Raw genomic sequence first — 12,604 nt, forward strand, 5'->3', positions numbered from 1 at the left:
AATGAAAAAGGCCAATTAGATGCTTTAAAAACGCTCTTAGAAGAGAACGAGCGTGTAAAACGTTACGGGTTTAAGGCTTCAGAACTAGAGCGTGCAAAGAAGGATTATCTCGCAAGACTAGAGCGTCAGTTTAAGAATAAAGATAAGTTAGAGTCTAACAGAATCGTAAATCAGTATATTCAAAATTTCTTACAAGAAAGCCCAATTCCTGGAATCGAATGGATTAATACTTATGCTCAGGCAGAATTACCAAACATCACTTTAAAAGAAGTAAATGCTTTAATTACTGATTTTTTACATGATGATAACCGCCTTGTGGTATTAACAGGACCTAAGAAAGAAGGCTTAACTAAGGTTACAGAACGCCAGGTCATAGATTTGTTAGACAGCGTTAAAACATCAGATATCAAAGACTATGAAGATGAAGCTGTAAGATCAGAGATGATGCCAATAAAGCCTAAAAAAGGAAGTATTGTCAACAAAACGCTTAATAATGAAGGTCAAATAAACGAAACCACAACACTTACACTAAGCAATGGTGCAAAAGTAACTTACAAGAAGACTGATTTTAAAAATGATGAAATATTACTTGAAGCATTTAGTTACGGTGGTACATCCTTATACACAGATGAAGAATTAAAAGCCACAGCAAGTGCCAATGGAGGGCTTTTTGAAGCAGGTATAGACGGTATAGACAAAAATCAAATGGCAAAAATGACCTCTGGTAAAATTGTAAGAGTAAGGCCTTATATTGGTGGTATTGATGAAGGCTTTAGAGGCTCGGCATCTCCTAAGGACTTAGAAATGATGTTTCAAATGATTCATTTGTATTTTACAAAGTTAGATAAAGACCCAAAAGCTTTTGCCTCTTTCATTAGTAAACAAAAGGCGTTTTTAGGCAATATTACGTCTAATCCAAATTTTTCATTTTCAATTGCTCTTGGTAAGTTTTTAAATGAAGGCAATCCAAGATATACAGGATTCCCAGATGAAGAAGCTTTAGATAATGCCAATTACGATTTGGCATATGAAAAATATAAAGAACGTTTTGCTAATGCAGGCGATTTTCATTTTTACTTTGTTGGTAACGTAGACGAGGCCAAAATTATAGACTATGCCGAAACGTATTTGGCATCTTTACCTAGTAGTGATGCTAAAGAGCGCTACAAAGTACACCCATTTAGAACAAAATCTGGGTCGCATGAGTTTAATTATAAAAAAGGTACCGAACCTAAGAGTCAAGTTAATCTTACATGGCGCGGAGAAGCAGACTACAACCAAAAGGAAGCAAGAGCAATGCAAGTTTTAGGAGAAATTTTAAGTATTAAACTTATTGAAAAGCTAAGAGAGGAAGAAGGTGGTGTCTATGGTGCTGGAGCCAGAGGGTCTATAAGTAAAATTCCTTACGGCAGATTTAATTTTAGTATATCGTTTCCTTGTGGTCCCGATAACGCTGAAAAATTAGCTGCTGCATCAATCGCAGAATTAGATAAAATTATTAAAGATGGCCCAACGGAAACAGATCTTGATAAAGTGAAAAAGGCGCTTTTATTAACTCGAAAAGAGCAACTAGAGCAAAACCGTTTTTGGCTATCAGCTATACGTGGCGCGGATTTTAACAACAGTGATTTAAATAATGTGGTTAATTACGAAGCAAATATTAATGCTATAACAACAGAAGACGTGCATAATGTTGCTAAAAAATATTTAACCAACGGTTACATAAAAGCAATATTAATGCCCGAAGAAGAATAACGCAAAAATAAATCTTTTAATAAAGAGCCGGTCTAAACCATATATTGCTCTGTCAATTAGAGTGTAGTTTATAAATTAAATAACTGATAGTTAACACATTTAAACCACGCTACATAAAACGATGACACAGAATATTCAGTTTTTAGACCGTCTCTTTTTTATTTATGCACCTGTTAACAACTTCCATTTTCAAAACTCATAATAAATTGTATTTTTAACGTCTAATAAACCAAGTCATTTAATGGGTAAAATCATTGCAATTGCTAATCAAAAAGGTGGTGTTGGTAAAACAACAACTTCAGTAAATTTAGCAGCTTCCCTAGGAGCACTAGAAAAGAAAGTTCTACTTATAGATGCAGATCCACAGGCCAACGCAAGTTCTGGACTAGGTGTAGATGTTGATGCTGTAGAAATTGGCTCTTACCAAGTATTAGAGCATACTTGCACAGCTAATGATGCTATTGTTGCTTCAAACGCTGCTAATGTAGATCTTATACCTGCACATATAGATCTTGTAGCTATAGAAATAGAACTCGTTGATAAAGATGAGCGAGAGTATATGCTTAAGAAAGTAGTTTCAGAATTAAGAGCTCAATATGACTATATTTTAATAGACTGTGCACCGTCTTTAGGTTTATTAACACTTAATGCTCTAACAGCCTCAGACTCAGTTATTATACCAATACAATGCGAATATTTTGCACTAGAAGGCTTAGGTAAACTGTTAAATACTATTAAAAGCGTACAAAAAATACACAATGAGGCGTTAGATATAGAAGGAATGCTGCTCACTATGTTCGATTCAAGATTAAGACTATCTAATCAAGTTGTAGAAGAGGTTCAAAAACACTTCAGCGATATGGTGTTTAACACTATAATACAAAGAAACGTAAGATTAGGAGAAGCACCTAGTTATGGTGAAAGCATCATTAATTATGACGTTGGCAGTAAAGGTGCTACAAATTACCTTGACCTGGCTAAAGAGCTTATTAAGAAAAATGAATTATAATGGCGAAGGCAACAAAAAAACAAGCCCTTGGTAGAGGACTTTCGGCTCTATTAAAAGATCCGGAAAATGACATAAAATCCGCAGAAGACAAAAATGCAGACAAAGTTGTTGGTAATATTGTTGAATTAGATTTAGCAAGCATAGAAGTTAATCCCTTTCAGCCAAGAACTAATTTTAATGAAGACTCCCTTAAAGAATTAGCCTCTTCCATTAGAGAACTTGGTGTTATACAACCTATAACTGTAAGAAAACTCGCTTTTAACAAATATCAATTAGTTTCTGGTGAGCGTCGTTTTAGAGCCTCTCGTTTAATTGGCTTAGAAACGATACCTGCCTACATAAGGATAGCTAACGACCAAGAGTCATTGGAAATGGCATTGGTAGAAAATATTCAGCGCCAAGATTTAGACCCTATAGAAATTGCCTTATCATATCAGCGTTTAATAGATGAAATTAATCTAACACAAGAGCAAATGAGTGATCGCGTTGGCAAAAAGCGATCTACAATAGCAAATTACCTGCGTCTTTTAAAACTAGATCCCATTATACAAACAGGTATGCGAGATGGTTTTATATCCATGGGTCATGGCAGAGCTATGGTTAATATAGAAAATCAAATTGACCAACTCGAAGTTTATGAAAAAATAATTACAAACAAACTTTCTGTCCGTGCCACAGAACAATTGGTGAAAAATCTTAATTCGCCAAATACAAGCAACTTAGAAAAGGGTGAATCATCAGAAATACCAAAATACATCAAAAAAGGTGTTAAAGAATTTTCTGATTATTTTGGTCATAAAATTGATGTAAAAGTAGCAAAGAACGGCTCTGGTAAAATTACCATTCCTTTTCATTCCGAGGAAGACTTTAATAGAATTAAAAAATTGGTGCAACGTGCTAAATAAGCAGTATTTCTTTACTTCACTGTTTTTATGTACTTTCTTTTTTTCATTTTCTCAAAAAACGAAAAACGATAGTATAAGTCTTGGACTAGATAAAGAACTAAAGGTTTTAGAACAGAGTGTTAAACGCGGCCCTATTGATCCTTTAAAACCTTCCAAAGCTGCATTTTACTCAGCCATTTTGCCTGGTGCAGGGCAAGCTTACAATAAAAAATATTGGAAAATCCCTATAGTTTGGGGAGCTATTGGCACAGGTGTCTATTTTTATACCAGAAACAATAGTGAATTTAACCGTTACAGAGATGCTTACAAAAGACGTTTAGCAGGTTTTACAGATGACGAATTTTCAGATTCTAATGGCAATGCATTAATCTCAGACGATGGCTTAATTAGAGCGCAACAACAATTTAGAAGAAATAAAGAACTATCTTTATTAATCACTGTTGGTTTGTATGCTTTAAATATTATCGATGCAAACGTTGATGCACATTTGCTTCAGTTTAATGTGGATGAAAACTTATCTTTACGTCCGCATTACCAATACAATCAAAGAGAAAATTCGTCAGACATAGGCCTTACATTTAATTTTAAATTTTAGCATGAATATAGCACTACTCGGATATGGAAGAATGGGAAAAAGTATTGAAGTCATTGCTCTAAATCGTAAGCACAACATTACTTTAAAAATAGAAGATGCCGAAGATGTTTTAGATTTTTCAAATACAGATGTTGCCATAGATTTTAGTATTCCTACAGCAGCCGTTTCTAATATTAAAAAAGCCTTAGACGCTGGTGTTCCCGTTATATCGGGTACTACAGGTTGGTTAGATCAGTATAATGAGATCTTAGACTATTGCAAACTTAAAAATGGCACATTTTTATATGCTTCTAATTTTAGTCTTGGCGTCAATATATTTTTTGAAATTAATAAAAAATTGAGTCAGTTAATGGCTGGTGTTGATGGCTATAACACTACTCTAGAAGAAATACATCACACCAAAAAATTAGATGCACCAAGTGGTACAGCTATAAGTTTGGCCGAACAGATAATAGAACACACCCATTATAAGAATTGGACATTAGACGCACCAAACTCTAATGAGTTACATATTGAAGCTAAGCGTATTGCCGATGTCCCAGGCACTCATGAAGTTAACTATAATTCTGAGATTGATTCTTTATTTATTAAACATGTTGCCCATAGTAGACAAGGTTTTGCCCTCGGAGCCGTTGTTGCTGCAGAATGGATTAAAGATAAAAAAGGCATCTTTAATATGAAAGATGTGTTAAACATTGGTTAATTTGCCAGACATTTGAAACAAATTAAAATACATTTCAACCAACTAGATTAAACATCGTATCATGACTTGGACACAGTGGTTTATTTTTCTAATGATATTGCAAATTATACATGGCTTGGGTACATGGAAACTCTACGTTAAGGCAGGTCGCCAAGCTTGGGAAGCCTTTGTACCCATCTACAATGCTATTGTTTTAATGAAGATTATTTCTCGTCCTTGGTGGTGGGTAATTTTAATGTTTTTACCAATAGTTAACCTTATAATGATACCTGCAGCTTGGGTAGAAACTGCTAGAGCGTTTGGTAAAGACTCAAAAATAGATGCTTTACTCTGTATCCTTACACTTGGGTTTTACCTTTACTATCTCAATTACGTTGCTGACGTTAATTATATTGAAAACAGACAATTAAAGCCTAAAACCTCAGCTGGTGAATGGATTACGTCAATTTTATTTGCCATAGTAGCTGCAACAATTGTGCATACCTATTTCTTTCAGCCCTTTGTTATACCATCATCATCTTTAGAAAAATCATTATTAGTTGGCGATTTCTTAATTGTAAGTAAGCTGCATTATGGAGCAAGAGCACCAATGACTACTTTAGGAGCACCGATGGTACATGACACCATTCCTGTGTTAAAATCTAAATCTTATTTATTTAATGATAATTTTGAAAAAAGAAATACATCATTAATTAACAAATTACAACTGCCCTATTTTAGATTTCCGGGTTTTGAATCTGTGGAGCGCAATGATATTGTGGTATTTAACCAACCAGCGGACACCTTATTGGATATGAATAAATTTACGCCAGATCGTAATTATTACAAACCAATAGATAAAAAAACCAATTTGGTAAAACGTTGCGTTGGCGCACCTGGCGACACACTAGAGCTTAGAAATGGTTATGTATATATTAATGGTAAACAAAACAAATTACCACCAAGATCTCATTTACAGTTTTCTTACGTACTTAAACTTAAAAAACAAATAAGCACATCTGGAGAAGAGCAACTATTTTATAATATGCTTGAAAAAGCAGACATAGACGATGGCTTTAGGTTTAACCCACAAGACGGCTCTTTTTATATTGCTGCAGCCTCAGATGAAGCTATTAGTAAACTAAAAGTTCAGCCTAATGTAGAAAGCGTAGAACGCATAATTAGAACTATTGGTGAGGCTGAAAATATTTTCCCAAGAGATACAAATTACAAATGGAATGTAGACCAGTTTGGGCCACTCTGGATTCCAAAATCTGGTGAAACAGTACAACTTAATATTGATAATATCTCATTATACAAGCGTGCTATTGGCGAGTATGAAGGCAATAAAGTGGTAACTAGAGGGAATCAGATTTTTATCAATGACCAACCTGCTACATCATATACCTTTAAGCAAGATTATTATTGGATGATGGGTGACAACCGCCATAATTCAATAGATAGTAGATATTGGGGTTTTGTACCATACGATCATATTTTTGGCAAGCCCGTATTTATTTGGATGAGTATTGATGGTCTTATGAATGGTATTAAAAACTGGAGCTTTAGATGGGATCGCATTTTTACTACGGTTAGTGGTAGTGGCGAGCGCACGTCCTATTTTATACCGTTTTTAGTTATTGTTTTTGGCTTAACTTTCTTTAGTAAGTGGAGAAAGAAGAAAAAAGCAAAATCATAGTCGTTACTGCAAAATTATAATTATGGACTGCATTTTGCATCCAACATACTTTCCTAACATAGCGCATTTTACAGCTATGCTAAGTGCTGGTAAAGTTAGTTTTGAAGTCTGTGATAATTTCCAAAAGCAATCCTTTAGAAACCGTACAGAAATCTATGGAGCTAACGGTAAATTGGCACTTACTGTACCTGTAACCTACAGCCAAAAGAATAGGCAGTTATATAAAGATGTAAAAATTGCAAATGAGAATAATTGGCAACAAATCCACTTTAAATCTCTAGAGTCTGCCTATAGCATGTCTCCTTTTTTTGAGTTTTATAGTGATGATTTAAAACCACTTTTTAATACTAATTTTAAATACATCTTAGATTTAAATTTAATGTGCTTTGATATTTTAATAACGCTGATGGATTTAAATATTGATGTATCACCCTCTAAGACATTTGAAAAAACACCTAAGGATAAAATAGACTATCGTCCCTTAGTTAACCGAAATTTTGTACCCGATGAGCTAACATACTATACCCAAGTATTTACTGAAAAGCACGGTTTTATAAGCAATCTAAGCATACTAGACCTATTATTTAACGAAGGGCCAAATACTGAGCTCTATTTAAAAAAGCAATCGTTAACTGGCCATGCTTAAGTTTACTATACATTACGGCTTACATTTTGGGCTACCCTTAGTTATAGCTATTTTATTTTACAACAAAAATTGGTTTAAAGCTTACATTATAATGCTAGCAGCATTTATTATAGATTTAGATCACTTATTAGCAGATCCTATTTTTGACCCTAATCGTTGCAGTATCAACTTTCATCCGCTCCACTCCTATTTTGCAATCGCTTTGTACCTTATACTTCTAATTCCTAAAAAGATAAGAATTATTGCTTTGGGTCTAATAGCTCATATCATAGCAGATAGTGTAGATTGTTACCTAATTTAATTTTAAAGTCGCCATAATGGGATAATGGTCAGATAATATAGTATCATCATAAGTTTTAAAACCATTGACCTTAAAATCTTTGTGAGCCAGAATAAAATCGATACGTAGTGGGAAAAACTTAAAGTCGAAGGTTTTTCCAAAACCATTACCGGCTTCTTTAAATGTATCTAACATATCATCGCCTAAGATTTCCTTATAACTATAAGAAAATGATGTATTATTAAAATCACCAGCAATTATGGTTTTATACGTACATTTAGCTTTATGTTGCAAAACCAATTCTACCTGAGACTGTTGCTTTATAAATGCAGCTTTTACGCGTTTTAAAAACATGTCTCTAGAATATTGACTATTTACATAATCAATTTGCGTATTAACCTTAGAGGATTGTAAATGCAAATTATAAACCCTAATGGTATCTTTACCCTTTACAACATCAGCAAACACAGCGTTGTTATTAGTGTTTTCAAATTCTAGAGATCCAGAATTAATTATTGGGAATTTTGAAAAAATAGTATGCCCTCCTCTGACAGACTTCGTATATCGTGCATTATAATCGTTGTAACCGTCAAGTTTTATGGGTTTACCTCTGGTATATTCTTGTATACAAATAACATCTGGCGCCTCCTTATAAAAGAAATCTATAATGTCTTGTTTTGTTGTTTTATTAGGTTTCCAATTATACTTATTAAACATCCTTACGTTAAAAGACATTACAGAAAAGTTATCTGAATTCTCTATAGATTTAGACGAAGAAAATTGATACATAGCACCTAAGTAATTCCAACCTAAGAGCAATACAATTAAAGATAAAAGCATTTGCTTTTTAACTCTAAGCAACCAATAGATAAAAAAAAGAATATTTAATATGATTAATAAAGGAACACCTAAGCTTATAACAGAAAGAGTTCCATAACTTTTTGGCGGAATGTAAGGTAAAACATAAGAAATGAGAAGCAAGAATGCTGCCAAAGAATTGGCCAGAAACATTAACTTAATAAAGAATTTTAATATTTTCATATGTTTACCCTATAAATAACTAGGACTATTATTTACTTTTTACCTGCTTTAAATAGAAATTGTTTTTCTTCGGCTGTAAGGCTTTCGTAACCACTCTTACTGATTTTATCGAGTATTAAATCTACCTTTTTTTGATCGTTAAATGTATTAAACTCATCTTTTGTCTTACCTGCATAAGACTTTTTGTTAGTAGATCTGTGTACCGTTTTTAAATTAGACGAAGGTTTAAACCAACCCATTACAGTATCCATAATACGCTCAAAACCAGTCCCGATATCTTTACCTTCTTTTAGTTTAGTAGCGTATAAATAGCCAAGAAGGGCACCACCTAAATGCGCTACGTTTCCTCCTTGGTTCCAACCAAATAAACCTAAAATATCAATAATTACTAGTGCAATGGCTATGTATTTAAGTTTTATGTTAAAGCGCAGAATACTTACCTCCTTGTTGGGCATATAGGTTCCTAAAAAAATAATTAAAGCATTAACACCTGCCGACGCACCTATAACACCAGACGTATTTACAAGTAAACTACTGGGCACTACATTATAAACTAGTAAAAACGCGAGTCCACCAACTATAATACCTAACATATAGATATTTAGTGCCATTTTTGGTCTAAACAAATTTAAGAGTATACGAGAAATTGAAAATAAAATTAGAAGGTTAAACAGTATGTGAAACACATCAAAATGAGCAAAACCATAAGTTAACAAGGTCCACGGTTTATAAATAAAATCTGCAAATTGTGATGGTAACTTTAAAAAATTAATTACTGGACTTATCCCTGAAAATCCAGAAGATAGTCTCCCAATAATAAATATAGTGATGTTTAGCGCTATTATTTTCTGAAACGCATTTAACTTAGTGTATCTGTATTTAAAATCTTGAAAAAAACTCATTTTTAATTCCAACGGTATTTATCCCTTTCATTCTTTTTCCAGAAGTACATTAACAAAAAGCCTGTTAACGCACCACCAATATGAGCCATGTAAGCAATATTACTCTGCCCAAAAATAGAATGACCTGAAAACTCAGAAAATAAATTCAAAATAATTAAGCCAGGAATAAAATACTTTGCTTTAATAGGAATTGGCAAAAATATGAGCATCACTTCAGAATTAGGATATAACATACCAAAAGCTACTAAAATTCCAAACAAAGCACCTGAGGCTCCAACCATACTAGAGTTAAAGATACTATACATTTCTTGCAACTGACTTTGTTGTTGTGCTGTAATTGACCTTGTAACATCGCCTGTAGTTAACATTTGTTTTACTTCTTCTTGACTAAAACCAGAGCCTAAAATATCTGCTTCTAAAGGTGAATATTGGAAGTAATAATAAGAAAGCATAATTATAGCCGCACCTAGGCCTGATAAAAGGTAAAATATCAAAAATTTCTTTCCTCCGAACACCCTCTCTACCGCTGTCCCAAACATCCAAATACCTATCATATTAAATAATATATGCGATGGACTACCATGCATAAACATATGTGTTACAATCTGCCAAGGCTGAAATAATAAATCATTCTTTGGAAAGTATAATGCAAACCACTCATAAAAAGCTTTTCCATTGCCTATAGTTAAGGTTCCAATGAACATAACCGCATTTATAATTAACAAATGTTTTACTGTATCAGTAATTCCTAATCTCATAGTTTACATAAATTTCTTTTCAATAGCGCTTACATCCATAGTAATAAATGTTGGCCTATTGGTTGGTGATACATTAGGTTCCTTACAGGCAAACAAACTGTTTACCAAATGTTCTTGCTCAGCAACATCAAGAGGTTGACCATTTTTAATAGCTAAACTTTTTGCCATTGACTTTGCTAATAAATCTGCAGCACTAAAATTAGCATCTGGTACATCCTCTTCAACATCACTAATGAGTTGCTCTAAAATTATAGACACCTCGCTCTCTGGCACACCAATTGGCACACCTGTAATTGTAATACAAGCTTCAGTAACCTCAGAAAACACAAAACCTGTATGTTCTAAATCTTGCTTTAAATCCTCTATTATTTTACTTTCGTTGGGTGTAACATGCAATTGTAGCGGAAACAATAATTGCTGGCTTGTTGCTTGTTTTATGGTGATATGCTTTAAAAAATTTTCGTACAACACACGCTGATGTGCTCTATTTTGGTCAATTACCAGCATACCAGATTTTATAGTACTTACAATATATTTTTGTTGTAACTGAAATGTTGTTTTACGTGTTTCTACAGCGTCATCCTTAAATATGGCCTCAGATTTTGCGTCACTTTCAAAAGTGATTTCGCTAAAGCCTGAGTCTGATGAATTGCTTTTAGATTCTAAACCTACATATAAACTTTCCCAATGCGCTGCGGGCGCCTTCTTAAAATGAGCATTATTAGCTAATGATCCTGATTTTGAATCCGATGAGTGCACAGCAAAAGGATTAAAACTACGGTCCACTTCTATTGTAGGTACCTTGCCTTGTTTGTCTTTATAGTTATACGGTGTGTTTAGTTGACTCTGATGTTCAAAATCTAAAACCGGTGCAATATTAAATTGACCTAAACTATGCTTTACGGCAGATCTTAAAATAGCATATAAGGTGTGCTCATCATCAAACTTAATTTCTGTTTTTGTCGGGTGAATATTAATATCAATAGTTTTGGGATCTACCGTTAAGTTTAAGAAGTAACTCGGGTGGTAACCGTCTTTTAGCAAACCTTCAAAAGCACTACTAATGGCGTGGTTAAGGTATGGACTTTTTATAAAACGATTATTAACAAAAAAGAACTGTTCTGATCTTGTTTTCTTGGCATATTGTGGCTTGCCTACAAAACCAGATATTTTTAAAATTTCGGTATCCTCGTCTACAGGTACAAGACGCTCATTACTTTTACTTCCAAAAATATGAACAATGCGTTGTCTATAGTTTTCATTGGGCAGATTAAACAATTCGCTACCATTATGATAAAAGGCAAATGCTATATTAGGATGAGATAAGGCCACGCGATGAAATTCATCTGTTATATGGCGTAGCTCTACAGTGTCTGATTTTAGAAAATTACGACGAGCAGGAATATTAAAAAACAAGTTTTTTACTGCCACAGAAGTTCCCTGAGGTGTAACTGTAACCTCTTGGGATTTTACTTTACTGCCCTCAATGGTAATTGCCGTTCCTAGCTCATCATTTAAACGTTTTGTTTTTAATTCTACATGAGCTATAGCTGCAATACTTGCCAAGGCTTCTCCTCTAAACCCTTTGGTATTTAATTGAAAAAGATCTTCTGCAGATTTTATCTTAGAGGTAGCGTGCCGCTCAAAACTCAAACGCGCATCTGTAACACTCATACCTTTGCCATTATCTATAACATGCACCAGGGTTTTACCAGCATCTTTTATAATGAGTTTTATCTCTGTAGCCTCAGCATCAATAGCATTTTCTAAAAGTTCCTTAACCACAGAAGCAGGGCGTTGCACCACCTCACCTGCGGCTATTTGGTTAGCCACATGGTCTGGTAAAAGTTGAATGATATCTGTCATTAAATCATCGAAATATCTAAATAACTCAAAGCAACATATGCAGCCACTAGTAAAAATGCTAAAATCACTAGAAATCTAATTCTTGAATTTCTATTACTCTGAATTTTACTATTTTGTTTCCACTCATCTCTGAAGTTTGTTCTATGAAAACGCTTACCGTCATTATCATCCTCAATTAAACCGTGCTTCTTTTTTAAATTATCCAGTCTCTCCTTTCGTTCATCATAAAATCGAGGTGTATAATTATATCTTTTATTTTTATTTTGTTTGAAAAATGTAGAAAACATAAAATTAAGGATTTAATCAAAGTTACTGAAAATGTGAGCAAATCCCGCTTAAGGATTCCTTAAAATTATTAACAAAAAAGATGCCAAGGTGATTGGTGATTGGTGATTGGTGATTGGTGATTGGTGATTGGTGATTGGTGATTGGTGATTGGTGATTGGTGATTGGTGATTGGTGATTG

General features: G+C 33.8%; 13 protein-coding genes. 8 read left to right on the forward strand and 5 right to left on the reverse strand.

Features of this window, described 5'->3' with window-relative positions:
• From Q0800_RS14070 to Q0800_RS14105, 8 genes are all read left to right on the forward strand, one after another.
• Nucleotides 1-1,755: insulinase family protein (locus tag Q0800_RS14070; protein WP_299131001.1), on the forward strand; the 1,755-nt coding region annotated here is incomplete at its 5' end.
• Nucleotides 1,756-1,996: 241 nt separating this feature from the next.
• Nucleotides 1,997-2,764: an AAA family ATPase gene (locus Q0800_RS14075; protein ID WP_299131004.1), complete on the forward strand. Its 768-nt coding sequence runs from the start codon at nt 1,997-1,999 to the stop codon at nt 2,762-2,764.
• Nucleotides 2,764-3,669, forward strand: coding sequence for a ParB/RepB/Spo0J family partition protein (locus Q0800_RS14080; RefSeq protein ID WP_299131008.1), 906 nt, complete (start codon nt 2,764-2,766; stop codon nt 3,667-3,669). The genes Q0800_RS14075 and Q0800_RS14080 overlap by 1 nt, the downstream gene beginning before the upstream one ends.
• The gene (locus Q0800_RS14085; protein WP_299131011.1) at nt 3,659-4,264 is read left to right on the forward strand and encodes a DUF5683 domain-containing protein; all 606 of its coding nucleotides are present in this window, start codon (nt 3,659-3,661) and stop codon (nt 4,262-4,264) included. The genes Q0800_RS14080 and Q0800_RS14085 overlap by 11 nt, the downstream gene beginning before the upstream one ends.
• A gap of 1 nt (nt 4,265) precedes the next feature.
• The gene (gene dapB / locus Q0800_RS14090) at nt 4,266-4,967 is read left to right on the forward strand and encodes a 4-hydroxy-tetrahydrodipicolinate reductase (protein ID WP_299131012.1); all 702 of its coding nucleotides are present in this window, start codon (nt 4,266-4,268) and stop codon (nt 4,965-4,967) included.
• Nucleotides 4,968-5,028: 61 nt separating this feature from the next.
• The gene (lepB, locus tag Q0800_RS14095; protein WP_299131014.1) at nt 5,029-6,645 is read left to right on the forward strand and encodes a signal peptidase I; all 1,617 of its coding nucleotides are present in this window, start codon (nt 5,029-5,031) and stop codon (nt 6,643-6,645) included.
• Nucleotides 6,646-6,667: 22 nt separating this feature from the next.
• Complete coding sequence (locus Q0800_RS14100; protein ID WP_299131015.1) at nt 6,668-7,291, forward strand: WbqC family protein; 624 nt, start codon at nt 6,668-6,670, stop codon at nt 7,289-7,291.
• Nucleotides 7,284-7,592 (forward strand): DUF6122 family protein, encoded by a 309-nt coding sequence (locus Q0800_RS14105; RefSeq protein WP_299131017.1) that lies wholly within the window; start codon nt 7,284-7,286, stop codon nt 7,590-7,592. The genes Q0800_RS14100 and Q0800_RS14105 overlap by 8 nt, the downstream gene beginning before the upstream one ends.
• Here Q0800_RS14105 and Q0800_RS14110 read toward each other — a convergent pair.
• Genes Q0800_RS14110 through Q0800_RS14130 form a run of 5 tightly spaced genes read right to left on the reverse strand, consistent with a single transcriptional unit; the run spans nt 7,584 to nt 12,425 of the window.
• Nucleotides 7,584-8,612: an endonuclease/exonuclease/phosphatase family protein gene (locus Q0800_RS14110; protein ID WP_299131019.1), complete on the reverse strand. Its 1,029-nt coding sequence runs from the start codon at nt 8,610-8,612 to the stop codon at nt 7,584-7,586. The two genes, Q0800_RS14105 and Q0800_RS14110, sit on opposite strands and share 9 nt — an antisense overlap.
• 32 nt (nt 8,613-8,644) lie before the next feature.
• On the reverse strand, nt 8,645-9,514 hold the full coding sequence (locus Q0800_RS14115) for a rhomboid family intramembrane serine protease (protein ID WP_299131021.1): 870 nt from the start codon (nt 9,512-9,514) through the stop codon (nt 8,645-8,647).
• 2 nt (nt 9,515-9,516) lie between these two features.
• A complete protein-coding gene (locus Q0800_RS14120) occupies nt 9,517-10,272 on the reverse strand; it encodes a rhomboid family intramembrane serine protease (RefSeq protein ID WP_299131023.1) in 756 nt (251 codons plus the stop codon).
• Nucleotides 10,273-10,275: 3 nt separating this feature from the next.
• On the reverse strand, nt 10,276-12,138 hold the full coding sequence (mutL, locus tag Q0800_RS14125) for a DNA mismatch repair endonuclease MutL (protein ID WP_299131025.1): 1,863 nt from the start codon (nt 12,136-12,138) through the stop codon (nt 10,276-10,278).
• A complete protein-coding gene (locus tag Q0800_RS14130; RefSeq protein WP_299131027.1) occupies nt 12,138-12,425 on the reverse strand; it encodes a hypothetical protein in 288 nt (95 codons plus the stop codon). The genes mutL and Q0800_RS14130 overlap by 1 nt, the downstream gene beginning before the upstream one ends.
• Nucleotides 12,426-12,604: the final 179 nt, after the last annotated feature.

The organism is uncultured Winogradskyella sp. (assembly GCF_937958655.1).
In the GTDB taxonomy this organism is placed as follows: domain Bacteria; phylum Bacteroidota; class Bacteroidia; order Flavobacteriales; family Flavobacteriaceae; genus Winogradskyella.

Bases quoted from the DNA above. Each gene is read 5' to 3' on its own strand.
- Q0800_RS14120 (WP_299131023.1), bottom strand. From the start codon at position 10,272: ATGAGATTAGGAATTACTGATACAGTAAAACATTTGTTAATTATAAAT.
- Q0800_RS14080 (WP_299131008.1), top strand. From the start codon at position 2,764: ATGGCGAAGGCAACAAAAAAACAAGCCCTTGGTAGAGGACTTTCGGCT.
- Q0800_RS14110 (WP_299131019.1), bottom strand. From the start codon at position 8,612: ATGAAAATATTAAAATTCTTTATTAAGTTAATGTTTCTGGCCAATTCT.
- Q0800_RS14115 (WP_299131021.1), bottom strand. From the start codon at position 9,514: ATGAGTTTTTTTCAAGATTTTAAATACAGATACACTAAGTTAAATGCG.
- dapB (WP_299131012.1), top strand. From the start codon at position 4,266: ATGAATATAGCACTACTCGGATATGGAAGAATGGGAAAAAGTATTGAA.
- Q0800_RS14100 (WP_299131015.1), top strand. From the start codon at position 6,668: ATGGACTGCATTTTGCATCCAACATACTTTCCTAACATAGCGCATTTT.
- Q0800_RS14075 (WP_299131004.1), top strand. From the start codon at position 1,997: ATGGGTAAAATCATTGCAATTGCTAATCAAAAAGGTGGTGTTGGTAAA.
- mutL (WP_299131025.1), bottom strand. From the start codon at position 12,138: ATGACAGATATCATTCAACTTTTACCAGACCATGTGGCTAACCAAATA.
- lepB (WP_299131014.1), top strand. From the start codon at position 5,029: ATGACTTGGACACAGTGGTTTATTTTTCTAATGATATTGCAAATTATA.
- Q0800_RS14130 (WP_299131027.1), bottom strand. From the start codon at position 12,425: ATGTTTTCTACATTTTTCAAACAAAATAAAAATAAAAGATATAATTAT.
- Q0800_RS14105 (WP_299131017.1), top strand. From the start codon at position 7,284: ATGCTTAAGTTTACTATACATTACGGCTTACATTTTGGGCTACCCTTA.